Origin of the sequence: Shewanella sp. GXUN23E (assembly GCF_050865035.1) — a bacterium.
Lineage (GTDB): Bacteria > Pseudomonadota > Gammaproteobacteria > Enterobacterales > Shewanellaceae > Shewanella.
In genome coordinates, this window is the sequence record NZ_JBOZWP010000009.1 from 1 (window position 1) to 20079 (window position 20079).

16 protein-coding genes are annotated in these 20079 nt (G+C 55.6%); 1 reads left to right on the forward strand and 15 read right to left on the reverse strand.

Going from position 1 to position 20079, the window contains the following annotated elements; translation table 11 throughout:
* Positions 1 to 356 precede the first annotated feature (356 nt).
* Positions 357 to 3080, reverse strand: a complete 2724-nt coding sequence (secA, locus tag ACRRUX_RS09790) for a preprotein translocase subunit SecA (RefSeq protein WP_432529946.1) — start codon at positions 3078 to 3080, stop codon at positions 357 to 359.
* Positions 3081 to 3133: 53 nt separating this feature from the next.
* The gene (locus ACRRUX_RS09795) at positions 3134 to 4036 is read right to left on the reverse strand and encodes a M23 family metallopeptidase (RefSeq protein ID WP_432529948.1); all 903 of its coding nucleotides are present in this window, start codon (positions 4034 to 4036) and stop codon (positions 3134 to 3136) included.
* Positions 4037 to 4063: 27 nt separating this feature from the next.
* On the opposite strand from ACRRUX_RS09795, the gene ACRRUX_RS09800 reads away from it, so the two are divergent.
* Positions 4064 to 4516, forward strand: coding sequence for a DUF721 domain-containing protein (locus tag ACRRUX_RS09800; protein ID WP_432529686.1), 453 nt, complete (start codon positions 4064 to 4066; stop codon positions 4514 to 4516).
* Between the two features lie 9 nt (positions 4517 to 4525).
* On the opposite strand, the gene lpxC is transcribed toward ACRRUX_RS09800, so the two are convergent.
* From lpxC to ftsL, 13 genes are all read right to left on the reverse strand, one after another.
* Positions 4526 to 5443, reverse strand: coding sequence for a UDP-3-O-acyl-N-acetylglucosamine deacetylase (gene lpxC / locus ACRRUX_RS09805; protein ID WP_432529688.1), 918 nt, complete (start codon positions 5441 to 5443; stop codon positions 4526 to 4528).
* 181 nt (positions 5444 to 5624) lie between these two features.
* Positions 5625 to 6809 (reverse strand): cell division protein FtsZ, encoded by a 1185-nt coding sequence (ftsZ, locus tag ACRRUX_RS09810; protein WP_432529690.1) that lies wholly within the window; start codon positions 6807 to 6809, stop codon positions 5625 to 5627.
* 29 nt (positions 6810 to 6838) lie between these two features.
* Positions 6839 to 8074 (reverse strand): cell division protein FtsA, encoded by a 1236-nt coding sequence (gene ftsA / locus ACRRUX_RS09815; RefSeq protein ID WP_432529692.1) that lies wholly within the window; start codon positions 8072 to 8074, stop codon positions 6839 to 6841.
* A gap of 3 nt (positions 8075 to 8077) precedes the next feature.
* Entirely contained in the window at positions 8078 to 8842 is a 765-nt protein-coding gene (locus ACRRUX_RS09820) for a cell division protein FtsQ/DivIB (RefSeq protein ID WP_432529694.1), read from the reverse strand.
* A gap of 130 nt (positions 8843 to 8972) precedes the next feature.
* Positions 8973 to 10418: a UDP-N-acetylmuramate--L-alanine ligase gene (murC, locus tag ACRRUX_RS09825; protein ID WP_432529696.1), complete on the reverse strand. Its 1446-nt coding sequence runs from the start codon at positions 10416 to 10418 to the stop codon at positions 8973 to 8975.
* Between the two features lie 2 nt (positions 10419 to 10420).
* On the reverse strand, positions 10421 to 11527 hold the full coding sequence (murG, locus tag ACRRUX_RS09830; protein WP_432529698.1) for an undecaprenyldiphospho-muramoylpentapeptide beta-N-acetylglucosaminyltransferase: 1107 nt from the start codon (positions 11525 to 11527) through the stop codon (positions 10421 to 10423).
* Complete coding sequence (gene ftsW / locus ACRRUX_RS09835) at positions 11527 to 12744, reverse strand: cell division protein FtsW (RefSeq protein ID WP_432529700.1); 1218 nt, start codon at positions 12742 to 12744, stop codon at positions 11527 to 11529. The genes murG and ftsW overlap by 1 nt, the downstream gene beginning before the upstream one ends.
* The gene (gene murD, locus ACRRUX_RS09840) at positions 12734 to 14074 is read right to left on the reverse strand and encodes a UDP-N-acetylmuramoyl-L-alanine--D-glutamate ligase (RefSeq protein ID WP_432529702.1); all 1341 of its coding nucleotides are present in this window, start codon (positions 14072 to 14074) and stop codon (positions 12734 to 12736) included. Before murD ends, ftsW begins: the two co-directional genes overlap by 11 nt.
* 6 nt (positions 14075 to 14080) lie before the next feature.
* On the reverse strand, positions 14081 to 15163 hold the full coding sequence (gene mraY / locus ACRRUX_RS09845; protein ID WP_432529704.1) for a phospho-N-acetylmuramoyl-pentapeptide-transferase: 1083 nt from the start codon (positions 15161 to 15163) through the stop codon (positions 14081 to 14083).
* Positions 15163 to 16530 carry a UDP-N-acetylmuramoyl-tripeptide--D-alanyl-D-alanine ligase gene (locus tag ACRRUX_RS09850; protein WP_432529706.1) on the reverse strand — a complete coding sequence of 456 codons (1368 nt, stop codon included), beginning with the start codon at positions 16528 to 16530 and terminating at the stop codon, positions 15163 to 15165. Before ACRRUX_RS09850 ends, mraY begins: the two co-directional genes overlap by 1 nt.
* Positions 16527 to 18020, reverse strand: a complete 1494-nt coding sequence (gene murE, locus ACRRUX_RS09855) for a UDP-N-acetylmuramoyl-L-alanyl-D-glutamate--2,6-diaminopimelate ligase (protein ID WP_432529708.1) — start codon at positions 18018 to 18020, stop codon at positions 16527 to 16529. Before murE ends, ACRRUX_RS09850 begins: the two co-directional genes overlap by 4 nt.
* A complete protein-coding gene (locus tag ACRRUX_RS09860; RefSeq protein WP_432529711.1) occupies positions 18017 to 19768 on the reverse strand; it encodes a penicillin-binding transpeptidase domain-containing protein in 1752 nt (583 codons plus the stop codon). Before ACRRUX_RS09860 ends, murE begins: the two co-directional genes overlap by 4 nt.
* The gene (ftsL, locus tag ACRRUX_RS09865) at positions 19765 to 20079 is read right to left on the reverse strand and encodes a cell division protein FtsL (protein WP_432529713.1); all 315 of its coding nucleotides are present in this window, start codon (positions 20077 to 20079) and stop codon (positions 19765 to 19767) included. The genes ACRRUX_RS09860 and ftsL overlap by 4 nt, the downstream gene beginning before the upstream one ends.

A 20079-nucleotide genomic window follows, 5' to 3' on the forward strand; every position in this document is an offset into this window, starting at 1 on the left:
GTGCCAGGGTCAGTTGCCGTTGGCGACTTTCCCTTTCGACCTGCTTATCGGGCGCTATCTCTACCAGAGAAGCCCGTTGTGCCGTGTCGATGGAGGCGCATTATAGGGAGCAGATTTATTTGCGCAAGCCCTTTTTTCAATAAAATCGGCACTTTCTGAGGATTTCAAGGTTAGACACATGCTAATCACCAGTTACCCCCAAAGTTATCAACAGACAGTCTGTTTTCAGGCGGTTTTGGTGAGGAAATAGTTCAAGCAAGTGCCTTCATTAACCCCTTTATTTGAATCATTGATAGCTGCTTTTAGACTAATAAGTAAAAAGGCGACCCTTAGGTCGCCTTTTTATATTGATGAGGTTAGCTCAACTTACCGTGGCACTGTTTGTACTTTTTACCACTGCCACAGGGGCAAAGATCATTACGGCCGACTTTTTCCCCCTGACGAACCACGGGGATATGCCCTTGCTGTTCAGGCATCACAGGCTCCCCGGTCATGGACTCAGCTTCTGCATGTTGGAAATCACGCTGCAGTCTGGCCTCTTCCTGGCGACGACGTTCTTCCATCTCGTCCACATCAGATTGCGCCTGCACCTGTACCTTGGACAGTATGCTGATCACATCATGCTTCAGACTTTCCAGCATCTGCTGGAACAGTTCAAAGGACTCACGCTTATATTCCTGTTTAGGGTTCTTCTGCGCATAACCACGCAGGTGGATCCCCTGACGCAAATGATCCATGGCAGCCAGATGTTCTTTCCACAGACCATCAAGCGTCTGCAACATAACGGCTTTCTCGAACTGACGCAGTACAGGTGCACCAACCATCTCTTCCTTGGCCTTATATGCGGCACTCCAGGCGTCGATGATGCGCTCACGCAAGGTGTCTTCGTATAGGTCTTCCTCTTCATCCAGCCATTTCTGAACCGGCAGCTGCAGTGCAAACTCCTGGTGCAGCCGCTGCTCCAGACCCGGCACATCCCACAACTCTTCAACAGACTGAGGTGGAATGTACTGATCGATCAGAGAGGCCAGTACGTCGACTTCAATGTTCTTGATGGTATCTTCAATACTCTCAGCATCCATCAGTTCGTTACGCTGGGCGTAAACTACCTGACGCTGATCGTTGGCCACGTCATCAAACTCCAGCAATTGCTTACGGATATCGAAGTTACGGGCTTCCACTTTACGCTGGGCATTTTCGATGGCGCGGGATACCCACTTATGTTCGATTGCCTCGCCCTCTTCCATACCCAGGGCTTTCATCATATTGGATACTCGTTCTGATGCGAAGATACGCATCAGGCTGTCTTCCATGGACAGGTAGAAACGGGAAGAACCGGCATCGCCCTGACGGCCGGAGCGACCACGCAACTGGTTGTCGATACGACGGGACTCGTGACGCTCAGTACCCAGAATGTGCAAACCACCAGCGGCAACCACATCGTCATGACGCTGCTGCCAATCGGCGCGGATTGCCGCAATTTGTTCTTCACTGGGGTTTTCCAGCGCTTCCACTTCCGCTTTCCAGCTGCCACCGAGCACGATATCGGTACCACGACCGGCCATGTTGGTGGCCACAGTCACCGCACCTGCGCGACCGGCTTGGGCAACAATTTCAGCTTCTTTTTCGTGGAATTTGGCATTCAGTACCTGATGCGGGATCTTTTCCTGCTTCAGCATGTGCGACAGCAATTCAGATTGCTCAATGGAGACTGTACCAACCAGCACCGGCTGGCCACGCTCACGACAATCTTTAATGTCGGCGATGATAGCGTTGTATTTTTCAGCCGCGGTCAGGTATACCAGGTCCGCCATGTCGTTACGGATCATCGGACGGTTGGTCGGTACCACCACAGTATCCAGACCATAAATATGCTGGAATTCGAACGCTTCGGTATCAGCAGTACCCGTCATACCCGCCAGCTTCTCGTACAGACGGAAGTAATTCTGGAAGGTGATGGACGCCAGCGTCTGGTTTTCGTTCTGGATTTTTACACCTTCTTTGGCTTCAACCGCCTGGTGCAAACCTTCAGACCAGCGACGCCCTGCCATGGTACGGCCTGTGTGTTCATCGACGATAACCACTTCACCGTTTTGCACCACATAATCCACGTCCTTTTCAAACAGCGTATGGGCACGCAGTGCAGCATTCACATGGTGCAACAAGGAGATGTTGGCGGCGCTGTACAGTGAGTCACCTTCAGGCAACATGCCGCGATCGATCAGCAGCTGTTCAATTTTTTCCTGGCCGCGCTCGGTCAGGTGTACCTGCTTGGCTTTCTCATCGATAGTGTAATCACCGTCGCCAATGTACTCTTCAGTATCTTCTTTATCCTGACGCACCAGCAACGGGATCAAGGTATTCATCTTGATGTACAACTCTGAACTGTCTTCAGCGGCGCCGGAGATAATCAGTGGTGTACGGGCTTCGTCGATCAGAATGGAGTCCACTTCGTCGATCAGCGCGTAATGCAGCGGACGCTGTACCCGTTCGGATGGCGAGAATGCCATGTTGTCGCGCAGATAGTCGAAACCAAACTCATTGTTGGTACCGTAAGTGATATCGGCGTTATAGGCGTCTTTCTTTTGTTGTGGGCTCATACCGGCAATGTTGATGCCGACAGTCATACCCAGGAATTCAAACAGCGGACGGTTGGTTTCTGCGTCACGGCGGGCCAGGTAGTCGTTCACTGTGATGACATGAACACCTTTACCAGTCAGCGCATTGAGGTAAGCAGGCAGCGTGGCAGTCAGGGTCTTACCTTCACCGGTACGCATCTCGGCAATGCGATTACTGTCCAGTACCATGCCACCAATCAACTGCACATCAAAGTGACGCATCTCAAACACCCGCTTGGACGCTTCGCGCACTGTGGCGAAAGACTCGGGGATCAGCGATTCCAGGCTTTCACCTTTTTCCAGACGCTCACGGAATTCAGCGGTTTTGGCTTTCAGCTCTTCATCGGTGAGCTTTTCAAATTCAGCTTCCAGTGCATTGATTTTGTCGACGGCTTTGCCAAGGGATTTAAGGGTGCGGTCATTGCGACTGCCAAAAATTTTTGTCAGTAAATTACCAAACATCTGATTCACTTATTATCTTTGTAGGCTGTTACACATAAGTGCAGTGAGCCGGATTAATTGTTTGCTTTGCGGTAGACGTACTTACTCGGATCGATCTGCTGTCCACCCCGCAACACCTCATAATGCACATGGGGGCCTGTCGACCTGCCCGTGCTTCCCATACTGGCAATCTTTACACCTTTGGCAACAACGTCACCTACACTGACATCAATATTTTTATTGTGGCCATAACGGGTTTTGAGCCCATTACCGTGGTCAATTTCAACCAGATTGCCATAACCAAACATACTGCCAGCCCAAGTCACTACCCCACCGGCAGTCGCAAGCACTTCAGCTCCTTCACTGCCAGCAAAATCAATGCCTTTATGCATGGTGCGACGTCCATTAAATGGATCATTCCGCAGTCCATAAGGTGAAGACAACCAACCTTTACCTATGGGGCGTCCGGAAATATATCGCTCTTGATCTATATGGAGATTGGAAGCCACGGTTTCAAGTAGCGGGATCTGAACTTTGGCATAGTCCATCCGCTGCATCATGGCATCCATATCCTGGATCAATTGATCCAGTTCTATGCTCTGCCCGAGATCGCTTACACCACCGACACCTGCACGGGCGGAGAAATCAAATTGATCTTCGAGGTTATAGGTCTGGGCAACCTGCTGCCCCATCGCTTCCAGGCGAGTAATTTCAGCCTGCATACGCGCGACATGGGCAGCCAGGGTGGCCAGTTGGGATTCGGTCGCGTGCTTAAGATCTTCAACTTGCTGTTGCTGGGCCTTACGGGCCTGACGCTCATTGTCTACACGCGTTTGCTGATTAGAAAATTTATCGACGGAATAGCATACAACACCGGCGCCAGCAACCAGCAGCATCATTGGCAAGATAAGCCACCGCTTACCGGGTTGCCAGCGGGTTACCCCGTTCCGACCCTGAATTAAAACTGTTACACTCATAGCCTTAGTCAGCCATCTCTTTTTTGTATGAAAAAGCACCCACAGGATCTCAGTCGACTCATGCACCACTCAGGCAAACTGCCGAGTCTGGCAGAAAAAGCAGAGTTACTGAGACAATTGGATCAGCAGGTCAAACAAATGTTGGCAGAGCACGTTGCCCAGCAGCTACAGGTAGCTAATCTGCGCGATAGTGTGCTGGTGATAGAAACCACCTCGTCTGCCTGGGCGGCCCGCATCAACTTCCAAAAGGCGATGTTATTGACGCAACTTCAGGCTCAAACGCTCCCAATGCTCACTGCTATCGAGGTTAAAGTCAACCCGGCGTTGGCAAGAACAGCGCCTGCCCCCAAAATCCCACAACGCGAGCTATCAGCGGACGCCGCTGCTCACATTCAGGCCCTGGCAGAACATACCGACGGCAGCCTGGCTCAGAAACTAAAACGGCTGGCTGCATTAGCCAGCCGTTCTCGGCAGTCATAACATTCGCGCTTAAGCCAGCGCCAGTGCACCGGGAACGAATCGAACCGGTACTTCTGCTTCGTTATCGAAGCTGACCAGTTCCCATGCATCAGCCTGGGCCAGTACAGCGCGAACCAGTTGGTTATTCAGCGCGTGACCGGTTTTGTAGGCACAGAACTCACCCAGAATCGCGTGACCTGATACATACAGATCACCAAAGGCATCCAGAATTTTGTGCTTAACAAACTCATCCTCATAACGCAGACCATCGGGGTTGAGGACGCGATATTCGTCAAGCACCACCGCATTTTCCATGCTGCCACCCAACGCCAGGTTGTTGGCACGCAGATATTCGATATCACGCATAAAACCGAAAGTACGGGCGCGACTGATATCCTTTACAAAGGCATCGGTGGAGAAATCCATCAGCATATGCTGTTGGCTGCGAGCGATTTCCGGATGCGCGAAGTCAATGGCAAAGTTCACCCGGAAACCTTCAAATGGACGCAATTCCGCCCACTTGTCACCGTCTTCCACGCGAATGGTACGCTTGATACGCAGGTATTTCTTGGCAGCGCGCTGCTCTTCAATACCCGCTGACTGCAACAGGAATACAAATGGGCTGGCGCTGCCATCCATGATCGGGATTTCCGGAGCATCGACTTCGATAATCGCATTATCGATCCCCAAACCTGCCAACGCAGCAAACAGGTGCTCGATGGTTGAGATACGAACGCCGGCGTCATTCACCAGTGCAGTACACATGGTGGTCTCACGCACCTGGTCTGCCAATGCAGGAATAACCACTGCCGGCTCCAAATCGGTACGCACGAGCTTGATGCCCGAGTTGATCGGCGCGGGTTTGATGGTCAGAGTCACCTTGTTGCCCGAATGCAGGCCAACACCGGTTGTCTTTACCATTTTTTGAACAGTTCTTTGAAAAATCATTCAGTTACCCGTGTAATTCTCAACAAAAATGCTGGTGTTATCGAAGCGCGTAGCAACGCCCCAGCTCAAGCTGGTCGGATATGCTAGCACAAATAGCCCAATTGGCAAAAATTCCTGCAATTGACGGGCGAATCTCTCCAGGCAACATTGGAGCCATTTCGCCCTGTCAAAACAACAGTCTTCAGTCTGCCTGCTTACGCAAAAACGCCGGGATATCCAGGTAATCCAGATCATTCTTGGGCGTTGGCGCTACCGCAGGCTGAGGCTTGGGCTGAGATTGCTGAGCCACATTACCCATAGCCGCGGACGAAACAGCAACTGTCTCTTCGGCGTAAACAGGAGTTTCCACCCGAATTTCAGGCTCTGGACGCGGCGCAGGCTTGGACACCAATTGAATGTCCGGCTTTTTATCAGCACCGATACCAGTTGCCACCACAGTCACCCGCAGTTCGTCGCTCATTTCCGGATCGATCACCGCACCCACTACCACAGTGGCATTATCAGAAGCATAAGCCTTAACGTGGTTACCCACAGTTTCGAACTCTTCAATGCTCATGTCCATACCGGCAGTGATGTTCACCAGTACGCCACGGGCACCGGCCAGATCGATATCTTCCAGCAGCGGGCTGGCAACAGCCGCTTCAGCCGCTTCTTCAGCACGGTCTTCACCGGAAGCCACACCTGTACCCATCATGGCATTACCCATTTCGGACATAACTGTCTTCACGTCGGCGAAGTCGACATTGATCAGGCCAGGACGGGTGATCAGCTCGGCAATCCCCTGCACGGCTCCCAGCAGCACATTGTTGGCTGCCGCGAAAGCATCCAGCAGTGAGGTGCCACGACCCAGCACTTTGAGCAGCTTCTCGTTGGGAATAGTGATCAGCGAGTCGACATGCTTGGCCAGCTCACCAATGCCCTGCTCGGCATAAGCCATGCGCTTTTTGCCTTCAAACGGGAATGGCTTGGTGACCACAGCGACCGTCAGAATACCTTCTTCACGGGCAATCTGGGCAACCACAGGCGCAGCACCGGTACCGGTACCACCGCCCATACCGGCCGCGATAAAGATCATGTCTGAGCCTTTGATCGCCGCACGGATATTTTCTTTGTCTTCCTCAGCAGCCAGACGGCCAATTTCCGGGTTAGCGCCAGCGCCCAGACCTTTGGTGACATCTCGGCCCAACTGAATGGTTGAACCGGCTGCAGATTTACGCAGTGCCTGCGCATCTGTATTGGTGGCGATAAACTCAACACCTTCAATGTTGTGCTTCACCATGTGTTCGACGGCGTTACCACCGCCGCCACCGACGCCGATGACTTTGATCACCGCCTCGTCGGAATGGGTGTCCATGATCTCAAACATGGTCAATTCTCCGTTGTTGCCTGCGTTATTTAAAACTCGCCTTTAAACCAGCTCTGAACCCGATTCCAGAGGCTGGTAACCCCCTGACGCTCAGGACGTTCCTGCTGTTTTTCCAGCAGTTGTCTGGCGCCGTAATGCAACAAACCTACCCCGGTTGCATAGATAGGTTGGTCGACATATTCGTACAATCCTTTGACCGGCAGAGGTGAAGCCACCCGCACCGGCATGCCGAAGGTGGCCTCAGCCACTTCGACAGCGCCCTCGATGGACGCGGTCCCACCGGTCAACACGATACCGGCGGCAATCTGCTCCTCCAGGCCACTGTCACGCAGCTCCTTGAGGACCAGTTCAAACAATTCCTGATACCTTGGTTCCACCACCTCGGCCAATGTATGGCGCGACATGGTGCGCGATGGGCGCCCCCCCACAGAAGGCACTTCAATACTGTCCTCACGGCTGACCACGGCACTGCGCGCACTGGCGTATTGCACCTTGATTTGCTCTGCATGGGACAGCGGGGTGCGGAAAATCTTGGCGATATCATTGGTCACCTGATTACCCGCTACCGGCACCACAGCGCAATGACGCAGGGCGCCATTGGTGTACACCGCAATATCCGTGGTGCCACCACCGATATCGACAATGCACACACCCAGATCTTTTTCATCATTGGTCAGCACTGAGTCGGCCGAGGCGATACCGGAAAACACCAGATCATCCACCTTCAAACCGCAGCGCTCAACGCTCTTGGTAATATTCTTGGCCATGTCGTTGGCGCAGGTGACGATGTGTACCTTGGCCTCCATGCGCATACCGGACATGCCGATTGGACTGCGAATGCCTTCCTGCACGTCGATGGCGTATTCCTGCGGCAGCACATGCAGAATGCGGCGCTCAGTCGGGATCTTCACCGAACGGGCGGTGTGGATCACATTGTCCACGTCATCCTGGGTCACCTCTTCATCATTGATGGAGACCATGCCATTTTCGTTCTGACAGGCGATGTGCTTGCCGGAAATACTCAGATACACGGAAGACACCTGGCAGTCAGCCATCAACTCAGCCTGATCCAGCGCCCGCTGCACACTGCGCACGATGGAGTCGAGGTCATTCACCCCGCCCTTGTCCATCCCCCGGGAAGGATGATTACCCAGGCCAATCACACTGATTTCGCCATCGGGCATCACTTCACCGATGATTACAGCTACCTTGGACGTCCCTATGTCCAGGCCAACGATGAGATTTCTATCCAGGTTTTTGGTCATTCTTTAACGACTCTCTTGTTGTGCATCTTCCCAGCCAACGGCCAGACCCGTGTCATACCGCAAATCCACCCGAGCGACCTTGTCAGGCTGCTTGGCCAATACCGGATAGACATTGATAAATCTCTGTATCCGGGCCATTGTGTCTTCCCGCCCGAGCTCCAGTGTGACACCGTTGTCGAGCTCAGCCCGCCAAGCATGACGGGGATTCAAACTTAAACTTTTCAGTCCGTAACCATTGATATGCAACAGCTCACGGATCTGTTGGTAGCTGGTCAGCACCTCTGTCGCCATGGCGTCCGGCCCGGCCAGCAACGGCAAACCATCAAGCCCATCCGGGTGCGGCGCAGTAAATACCTGACCATGAACATTCAGCCAACGGTCACCATTCCAGTGAGCAACCGGCTGCTGCTCCTGTAAAAACACCTTCAGCCTGGCGGGCCACTTGCGTCTGACCGAAGCCTGGTAAACCCAGGGCAGTTGTTCCAGCGCCTGCTGAACCTGATTCACATCGGCACTGAAAAAGCTGCGGCGCATCAGGCTTTGCAGGGCAAGTTGCACCTCGGTATCACTGGTGTACTGACGCTCGCCCTTGATAATGACCGACTCAATGGGCAGTGCTTCGGCATCTCCCAGCAGGTCATGCAATCGCAGAGCGCCGAGGGCAAAAGCGACGATAACCAGCAGCAAAAACGCCAGTCCACTGACCAGATACCAGTTCACTGCAGCCAGTCGTTGCCGCCCGCGCTGCATCTTATCCTTCCAGCTCACACTGCTCCTGCCCCAAAACACCGGCCTCGCAGGGCGAAAACCGGCAATTATATAGCGCTCACCCCCGGGGTCAAAAATTCATTTAAAGCACCGGGTTACAGTTCAAATTTTGAACCGCACAAGCGGTTTTCTAGTACTTGTCAAAGCCCAGCTTACTGCCAGCCAACTGTCGCGACAGCGCACCAATGTTACCGGCCCCCTGAGTCAACAGCAGATCGCCGTCTTCCAGAATATCCGGCAGTATTTCAGCCAGCTGATCCGGCGACGCCACAAATACCGGGTCCACCTGACCGCGCAGACGGATAGAGCGGCTCAGCGCCCGACCATCGGCACCGGCAATCGGCGCTTCGCCGGCGGCATACACATCCAGCAACAACAGCACATCGACCTGCGACAACACCTCCACGAAATCTTCATACAGATCCCGGGTGCGGGTGTACCTGTGTGGCTGGTAAGCCATTACCAGACGCTTGTCCGGCCAACCGGCACGGGCAGCCTTAATGGTGGCAGCCACTTCGCTGGGGTGATGCCCATAGTCATCAACCAGCATCACCTTGCCCTTTGGTGTGTCATATTCACCCAGATGCTGGAAGCGACGGCCAATACCTTCAAAGCTGGCCAGAGCACGCTCAATGGCAACATCATCAATATCGTCTTCGGTGGCCACGGCAATGGCCGCCAGCGCATTCTGCACATTGTGGCGACCCGGCAGATTCAGCAAAAGTGGCATGTCCTCTTTGCCTTTGCGGCGCAGGGTAAAGCGGCTTTGATGTCCGTGCTGCTCGAAATTCAGCGCCTGCACATCGGCATCATCGCTGAAGCCATAAGTCACCATATGGCGGCCTACCCGTGGCAGGATCTCGCGCACCACAGGGTCGTCGATACACAGCACCGCCACACCGTAAAACGGCAGATTGTGCAGGAAGTCCACGAAGGTGGTCTTGAGCTGCTCAAAATCGCCGCCATAGGTATCCATGTGGTCGGCTTCAATATTGGTCACCACACTGACCATAGGCTGCAGATGCAGGAAGCTGGCATCACTTTCATCAGCCTCGGCGATCAGATAACGGCTGCTGCCCAGGCGGGCATTGGTGCCGGCACTGTTGAGCAGGCCACCAATCACAAAGGTCGGATCGCGCTGCGCCTCGCCATACACGCTGGCGATCAGACTGGTGGTGGTGGTTTTGCCATGGGTACCGGCAACCGCCACACCGTGACGGTAACGCATCAGCTCCGCCAGCATTTCGGCACGGCGCACCACGGGGATACGCTGCTCTCTGGCATATACAATCTCAGGGTTCTGAGCATTGATGGCGGTGGACACCACCACCACATCAGCATCCTTCACACACTCCTGGGTGTGACCTATGGTGATGTCAGCCCCCAGCGATTGCAGACGCTCGGTCAGCGCGCTGCGGGCAATATCCGAGCCGCTGACGTCATAACCTTCATTCACCAGCACTTCCGCGATGCCGCCCATACCGGCGCCACCTATCCCCACAAAGTGGATGCGGCGCACCCGGCGCATTTCCGGGATCATCTTGCGAAACTGCTTGTACTTCTCTGTCGTTCTCATGATTAACCTTTTTCGGCCAGGGATTTACAGATATCTGCGACACGGGTGGTGGAATCCAGTACCGCCACCGCCCTGGCTCTTTGTCCCATACGGACCAATTCTTGTCTGTCGCTGGCCAGCATTTGCAGCTTGTCCGCCAGCTTATCTACATTCACTATCGGTTGCGGCAACAGGAAGGCCGCTCCGGCATCCACCAGTACCTTGGCATTCAGGGTCTGGTGATCATCCACTGCATGGGGATAAGGCACCAGCAAGCTGGGCAAGCCCACAGCGGCCAGCTCAGAAACCGTCAGCGCGCCACTGCGGCACACCACCACATCCGCCCAGCGATAGGCCGCTTCCATATCGTCAATGAACTCGGCAACCTTAACGCCGCCATCCTGATTCAGCTGTTGATAGCTGGCCAGCACCTGCTGTTCATTATCCCGCCCGACCTGATGCCAGACCGTGATGGACTGCTGCTTGCTGAGCACCGCCACTACCTGGGGCATCAAGTCGTTAAACACTTTGGCCCCCAGACTGCCGCCGACCACCAGCACCTTGAGCGCCGCTTCATCACGGCACACTCTGGGCTCACTGCCCAGCTGCATCAATTCTTCGCGGATCGGGTTGCCGACTACCTGTGCATCATCCCGCAACCCAACAAAGGTGCCGTTGTCAAAGGCGCACAGCACTTTGGTGGCGATACGTGACAGCAGCTTGTTGGTCATGCCGGGAATGGCGTTCTGCTCATGCAGCACCAGCGGCACACCGGCAAGCTTTGCAGCAACGCCACCCGGACCACTGGCAAAACCGCCCATGCCCAGTACCACATCGGGCTTAAATTCCTTAATCACCTCGCGGGCCTGCATGATAGAGCGCAGGATCTTAAACGGCGCCGCCAGTTTGCGTATCAGGCCGTTACCTCGTACGCCTTTGATATCGATAAAGTTGATGTCAAAGCCATACTGAGGCACCAGACGTGCCTCCATCCGATCGGCCGTTCCCAGCCATCTGACCTGCCATCCCTGTTTGGCCAATGCTTTGGCAACCGCCAGCGCCGGGAATACATGCCCCCCGGTTCCGCCCGCCATTACCAGAATTCGTTTTTCCACTGTCGTCTCGGCCATTATTGTTTGCCTCTGCCGGATACCGCCTGGATCTGGCTGAGGCGTCTTTCATAATCTATCCGCAACAAAATCATGGCTGCGGCCGTCATTACCCATAAACTACTGCCGCCATAACTGATAAACGGCAGGGTCAACCCTTTGGTCGGCAACATGCCGATACTGGCGCCTATGTTGACCACGGTCTGAAACCCAATCCAGATCCCCAGGCCATAGGCCAGATAACCTTCAAACGCCTTGTCGGCAGTCAGGCACCAGTTGCCAATCTGCACCGCGCGGATCACGATGAACATGAGTACCGCCAGCACACAGATGATGCCCACGAACCCCAGTTCTTCACCCACCACGGCAAAGATAAAGTCGGTATGAGCTTCTGGCAGGTATTCCAGTTTCTGGATACTGTTACCCAGTCCCTGTCCAAACCAGTCGCCGCGGCCATAAGCCATCAGCGACTGGGTCAACTGGTAGCCCTTGCCGAACGGATCCTGCCAGGGATCCAGAAACGAAGTCACCCGCGCCATCCGGTAAGGCTCTGCCACAATCAGCAGCACAAACAGCACCAGCGCCGCCATGATCAGAATGATAAAGTCCTTCAATCTGGCACCGGCGAGCCACAGCAGGCCCATGGTTATCACAAACAGCACCACCACTGTGCCCAGATCCGGCTGCAGCAGGATCAGAAACGCGTAAAACGCCAGTACCGCAATCGGTTTGTAAAAACCTTTGGCATTTTCCCGGATCTCCTCATGTCGCCTGACCAGATAACCTGCCATGTAGATGGCAAAGGCAAACTTGGCCAGCTCTGCTACCTGGATCCGCACCGGTCCAATGACCAGCCAGCGAGTGGCGCCATTGACCGTATGGCCAACCAGCAGCACCAGCACCAGCAGCACCAGCACACCTATCAGCAACTTGTTGCTGTATTTATCCCAGGTGGCAATCTGCATCCGCAGCACAGCCGCGGCAATCAGCACACACCCCACCAGATACATCAGGTGGCGCACGACAAAGTGAAACGGATTGCCGGTCAGGGTCTGGGCTTCTGCCAGCGAAGCTGACATCACCATGACAAACCCAAACGCAATCAGTGACAGCACGGCAGCCAGCAGACCTCGGTCATACAGCTGCATGCCGGGCGCGTCACCGGCACTGAGCCAGTTGCGCCACGGCCAATCAGGACGGCGTTCAAACAGCCCCAATTGCCGCTCATTACTGGCCATCCAGGGCCTCCACCTGAGCGCGGAAATCATCGCCCCGGGCCATAAAGTTGGCGTACATATCCAGGCTGGCGCAGGCAGGCGATAGCAACACTATGTCACCGGCCTGCGCCAGCGCGTCAGCCTGAGCTACAGCCTCAGCCATGCTCTGCACTTCAATGGCACCGTCCTTGAGGGCAGCAATCTTATGCCCATCGCGCCCCAGGGTAATCAAATAAGCCACTTTCTCCAGCAAGGGAGTCAGCGACGAGAAATCCGCGCCTTTGCCATCCCCGCCGGCGATCAGAATCACCTTGCCCGGATAGTCTTCCAGACCGGCCAGGGCTGCCGCAGTGGCACCCACATTGGTGGCCTTGGAGTCATTCACCCAGGTGACACTGTTGCGACGGGCTACCCGCTCACAACGATGACTCAGCCCGGTGAACTCTGACGCTACCTGCACCATTGCCTGTTTGCTGATGCCCGCTGCAAAGGCCAGCGCCATCGCTGCCAGCACGTTGGCCACGTTGTGCCGGCCAATCAGCGCCACATCGCCCACAGACATGATCTCTGAGTCACCGTGTACCAGCATGCCGTCACGAACGCCCCAGTCATCACCTTCGGGTTCATTCAAGCCAAAGCTTTCGCGATTCCCGGCTTCCAGAGGCAGAGTCAACTCATCCTCACGATTGAACAACTGCAGATGACTCTGGCGATACAGCCCCATCTTGGCGTAGCGATAGCTGGCCAGATCTGTGTATCTGTCCATATGGTCTTCGCTGATGTTGAGACAAGTTGCCGCAATACAGTTCAGGCTCGCCGTGGTCTCCAGCTGGAAACTCGACAACTCCAGCACATACAGATCGTGCTTGCCCAGCAGATCCAGCGCCGGCGTGCCAATATTGCCGCCCACGCCCACAGACTTGCCATCCGCCTGCGCCATCATGCCCACCAGGGTGGTCACGGTACTCTTGCCATTGGAGCCGGTGATGCCCAGCACACAGGGCGGCTGGTCCGAAATTGAACGGGCAAACAGCTCGATATCGCCGATCACTTCTATGCCCATATCCAGTGCCGCACGCACCTCAGGGGTACTGAGCGCAATCCCGGGACTGATAATGATCTGCTGCGCCTGCACCAGATAACGACAATCAAAACCGCCTGTGCTCAGCACTACCTGCGGAAACTCCCGCGCCAGCTCAGCTGCACCGGGAGGATTATCACGACTGTCCATCACCATGGGCACCACGCCCCTGGCACAGAGGAAACGAACCACAGACAAGCCGGTGGCCCCCAGACCCAATACCAGATGGGTAGGAACCGAAGCTGTCATCGAGACATCTGCTGTGCTCATCAAAAATTACCTCAGCTTCAGCGTCGCCAGACCGAGCAATACCAGGAACAGGGAGATAATCCAGAAGCGGACAATCACTCTGGGCTCGGGCCAACCCTTCAGCTCATAGTGGTGGTGGATGGGTGCCATGCGGAAAATCCGCTGGCCACGCAGCTTATAACTGCCCACCTGAAGGATCACTGACAGGGTTTCCATCACGAACACACCGCCCATGATCACCAGCAAAATCTCCTGACGCACCAGCACCGCCATGGTGCCCAGCGCCGCGCCCAGTGCCAGAGAGCCCACGTCTCCCATGAACACCTGCGCCGGATAAGTGTTGAACCACAAAAAGCCCAGACCCGCACCAACAATAGCGGTACAGACGATCACCAGTTCCCCGGCGCCAGGCAGATAAGGAATATGCAGATAGGCAGAGAACTGCACGTGGCCGGACAGATAAGCGATCAGCGCAAACGCCGCAGCTACCATTACAGTCGGCATAATCGCCAGACCATCCAGACCATCGGTCAGGTTCACGGCGTTACTGGAGCCCACAATGGTGAAGTAGGCCAGCACAATAAACAGCGCACCAAGCTGTGGCATCACGTCTTTGAAAAACGGAACAACCAATTGGGTTTCGCCGGGCGCCGCCGCGCTGTAATAGAGGTAAAACGCCACCACCAGCGCTGCCAGTGATTGCAGCAGGTACTTCCAGCGGGCGATCAGGCCATCGGTATTCTTGCGCACCACCTTGCGGTAGTCGTCGATAAAACCGATCAGACCAAAGGCCCCCAGTACAAACAGCATGACCCACACATAACGGCTGTCGAGATCGCCCCACAGCAGGACGGAAATGAAAATCCCCGCTAGAATGAGCAAACCACCCATGGTTGGCGTGCCACGCTTACTGAAGTGGGACTCAGGCCCATCGTTACGCACCACCTGACCAATCTGCAGCAATTGCAGACGCTCAATCAGGCGAGGTCCCCACCACAAGCTGAAAGAAAGGGCAGTGAGCAGCCCCAGGATCGCTCTGAAGGTCAGGTATGAAAATACGTTGAACCCGGTATAAAACTGGGTCAGATACTCAGCCAGATAAACCAGCATTAACAAAACTCCCCGCGCCCAAAGGCGGCTTTCAAGGCCTCAACAACGCGCTCCATCCCCGCGCTGCGCGACCCTTTTACCAATACGGTCACCTGTCCCGGTGACACTTGTATATGGCTGATGAGTGCAGCAACCAGTGCATCCAGCTCAGTGAAGTGGCGCGAGCCAAAGGCTTCACTGGCGGCACTGGACAATTGCCCCAAACAAAACAGTTGGTTAATTCCAGCCTGTTTGGCTTTGGCACCCAATTCGCCGTGCAAAAGGGACGCATTGTCGCCTAATTCGCCCAAATCGCCCAGTACCAGGCAGCGATTTTCGTCAATTTCTTTCAGCCAGTTGATGGCCGCGCCCACGGACGCCGGATTGCCGTTATAGCTGTCATCCACCACCATCACCCGCCCAAGCGCCACCGGCATCATGCGGCCTTTCACCGGCTTGAGCTGCGCCAGTCCGGAGGCAATCTGTGCCAGCGAGAAACCCGCTGCCAGACACATGGCCGCTGCCGCCAGTGCATTGGACACCTGATGACGTCCGGCCAAAGGTAAACTGATGGCCTGAGTCTGCTGCTGATAACGGCACTCAAAACGATAGCGACCAAAGGCATCCGCACTGAGGTTCAGCCCCTGCACATCGGCGGGGTGCTCAACGCCAAATGTCAGCTGTCTATGGTCACCGGCGGCGGCTTGCATTACCTGTGCATACTGATCATCGGCATTGATAATGGCCGTGCCATCCGCCGCCAGATGATTGAAAATTTCCGCTTTGGCCCGGGCTACCCCGGCTTCGGAGCCAAATCCCTCCAGGTGAGCACTGGCAACATTGTTCACCAAGGCCACATCAGGGCGCACCAGGGCGGAGGTGTAATCAATCTCACCTATGTGATTGGCACCCAGCTCAAACACCCCGATTTCATCGCCCGGCTCGAGCCGCAGCAAGGTCAGCGGCACACCTATGTCGTTATTGAAATTACCGGCGGTAAACAGCACCTTGTGCTGCTGGGCACAAATTGTCGCCACCATCTCTTTGACCGAGGTTTTACCGTTGGAGCCGGTCAGCGCCAGACATTTTGGGGCCACAGCGTCACGCACCAGCGCGCCCAATTGACCCAGCGCCTGGTGGCAATCCGCCACCAGCAACTGCGGCACCGTCACAGGCAACTCACGCTCGACCAGCAGCGCCACCGCGCCATTGTCGATGGCGGTTTGGGCAAAATCGTGGGCGTCGAAACGCTCACCTTTAAGCGCGACAAACAGACCATCAGCCGCCACATTGCGGCTGTCAGTGGTGACACTGGCAATGCTGAGGTTGTTGCCCACCAGTGTGGCCGCCAATGGCGCCAATAACTGAGTTAATTCAACACGGATCATTGCGCCTCCACGGCCATCTGTGCAGCCAGGCGTGCCGCCAGTGCGCGTTCATCATAGTCATGCTTCACACCGGCGATTTCCTGATAGGTTTCATGTCCCTTGCCCGCCAGCAGCACTATGTCGCCGGCCCGGGCACGGGCATACACTTGTTTGATGGCCTCACGGCGATCCGGATTGACCAGTGCCGCCTGTGGCTGCTTCAGCCCGGCCTGCATATCAGCAATGATCGCCATGGGATCTTCATTGCGGGCATTGTCACTGGTCAACACGATTTCATCGGCAAACGCCTCGGCCACCGCCGCCATCATGGGCCGCTTGCCTTTATCGCGATCGCCGCCACAGCCAAACAAACACCAGAGCTTGCCCTGACTGTGAATGCGCGCGGCTTTCAATGCCTGCTCCAGACCATCCGGCGTATGGGCATAATCCACCACCAGAGTTGGCTTGCCCGGCGCGGCAAAACATTCCATCCGCCCGGCCACCGGCTTGAGCCTGGCAACATTGGCGCAGCAATCCTGCAGATCGTAACCACAGGCATTCAGCGCACTCAGCGCCGCCAGCAGATTGGACAGATTAAATTCACCCAGCAGTGGCGAGTCAATTTCAGCCTGCCCCTGCGGCCAGTGCACAGTCGCCTTCACGCCGGCGCTGTGGTATTGCACCTTGCTGGCGCCATAACTGGCATCAGCATGTCCGTGAATGGAAAAGCCAGTGTATTTACCGGCAACGGCCTGATACCAGCCAAGACCGGTTGCATCATCCAGATTCACCAGTGCAGTGCGCAGGCTGGCAAAGTTCAGCAGGCGCTTTTTGGCCGCGCCATAACTGGCCATATCACCGTGATAATCCAGATGATCCCGGCTCAGATTGGTAAACACCGCCACCTCAAAAGGCACAGCATCCACCCGTCCCTGCACCAGACCATGGCTGGAGACTTCCATGGCGCAGGCGCTCAGGCCTTCGCGCTCAAAGCCTTTGAGCTGACGCATAATGGTCAGCGGATCGGCAGTGGTATTGCCCACATCCAGCAAACTGGCGGCGTTGGCATCGCGCCATTCACCATTACCCATGGTGCCCATTACCGCCGCCCGCTGACCACCCAGCACCAGCAACTGCGCGATCAGTTGGCTGACTGAGGTCTTGCCATTGGTACCGGTAATACCGATCACCTTGAGCTTGCCCGGCAGCAACGGCCAGGCCTGCGCCGCCAGCGCTGAAACCTGGTGTGACAGACCGTGAAAATAGATCTTCAGTCCGGCTTCGCGGCTGACTTTGGCGTGCTCGGCCGCATCATCGGTGTGCACCAGAGCCGCCACTGCACCTTTGGCCAGCGCACTTTCAATATACTGGCGGCCGTCGACGGCATGTCCCGGCAACGCCACAAACACAGCGCCGGGCTGAATGGCCCGGCTGTCCAAAGTCAAATCACCGAACTGTTCATCGCCGGCGAAATGCATCCAGGGAGCCAGCAGATCCCGTAAGTACATCATTCTGCTCTCCCCCCAACCGACGCCAGCTGCAATTGCTCGCGTCGGGTTACAGGTTCTACGTTTAACATCTGCAGTGCCCCTGACATCACATTTGCAAAGACAGGGCCTGCCACATCACCGCCGTAATATCTGTCCCCTTTGGGGTCGTTGACCACCACGGCGATAGCCAATCTTGGGTTATTCACCGGCGCAACCCCGGCAAACAGCGCCCAGTAGTCATCACCATAGCCTCCGGCCACCGCCTTGCGGCTGGTACCGGTTTTACCGGCAACCGGATAACCATTGATATGCGCCTTGCGGGCAGTGCCGCCCTCTTCAGTCACGCCAACCAACATGTGCATCACATCGTGCGCCACCTGCTGTGACAGCACCCGCTCACCTTCGGGTGGCGTTTTCAGCTTGAGAATAGATACGGGCTTGAGCAGCCCTCCTGAGCCCAGGGTCGCGTACATACGCGCCAACTGCAGTGTGGTGGCAGTCAGACCATAGCCAAAGGATAAGGTTGCCCGTTCAAAGTCAGACCATTTGTAGCGTTCGCGGATAAGACCGGCGTTTTCCCCGGTCAGATCGCTGCCGGACTGGCTGCCCAGCCCCATGCTGTAATAAGTGCCCAGCAACTGCTCAACCGGCATCGACAGGGCCAGTTTACTTACGCCCACGTTACTGGATTTGACCAGGATCTTGGCCAGTGACATGTCGCCATAGTTGACGGCATCACGCACCTGACGACCACCAATACGCATCCAGCCCGGCGATGTTGGTACCAGCTCGTCGGCTTTGACCACCCCGGATTGTAGCGCGGCGGCCACCACGAAAGGCTTGAGGGTGGAACCCGGCTCAAAGGTGTCGGTCACCGCCCGGTTACGCATACGGAAGCTCTGCAGTTGATCGCGGGAATTGGGGTTGTAGGATGGGGTGTTGACCATGGCGAGAATTTCGCCTGTGTGCACATCCAGCACCACCACGCTGCCACCTGTGGCCTGGTTGAGTTCAGTGGCCTTTTTCAGCTCACGGTAAGCCAGCGATTGAATACGCTGATCGATACTGAGGACCAGATCATTGGGCTTTTCGCCTTCCTGCACCACGCCCAGACGTTCAACCACCTGACCATCACGGGATTTGCGCACTTTCTCTTTGGAAGGCTTACCGGTCAGCCAGTCGTTGTAGGTCCTTTCTATGCCTTCAATGCCGAGATCATCAATATTGGTAATGCCCACCAACTGGGCGCTGATCTCACCACTGGGATAATAACGACGGGACTCATCGCGCAGAGAAATCCCTTTCAGTTTCAGCTCATTGATATAATCGCCGACTTCGGGGGTTACCTGCCGTTTGAGGTACACAAAACGGCTGTCCGGATTGCGTTTGATGCGGCTTAACAGCTCATCCTCATCCAGATGCAGCACATCTGCCAGCGCCTTCCAGCGTTTGTCATTGCTCGCGGCGAAGCCGCCTTTGTCGAACACCTCAAAGGGGTCGGCTACCACCGCCTTCACTGGCACGCTGACTGCCAGCATTTCACCGTTACGGTCGGCGATCAGACCACGCTGCACATCACTGGACGTTGTACGCAGGGTGCGCATATCACTTTCGTGGCGCAATCTGCCCGGTTCGATAATCTGGATATAAGCAGCACGCGCGACCAAACTGCCGAAAAACAGGCAAATGAAACCCAGCATCACCTTTACCCGCATGGGGAACAATGTTGGTTTCTGATTGCGCTTGGCCTGTTTGGTTTTTCTGCTCATGGCACTCTCACGACCACTTCTTCACTCGGGGCGGGTCTGTGCATCCCCAATTCTTTGGTAGCGATACGGGTAATCTTGCTGTGCTCGGTTTGCGCCTGCTCTTCCAGCAGCAAATTACGCCACTCAATATCCAGCTTGTCCCGCTGTTGCAGCAGCTGGTCCCAACGGCTGACCTGCTGCCGGTTCACATGACTGGCATACACCACTGCCACGGCATTAAGCACGACGGTGACGGCCAGCAAACACAGCCACTTGTGATGCCACAAATCCAGCAGCACAATGCGGGGCAGGTTCAGCTGAGGTTTGCTCAC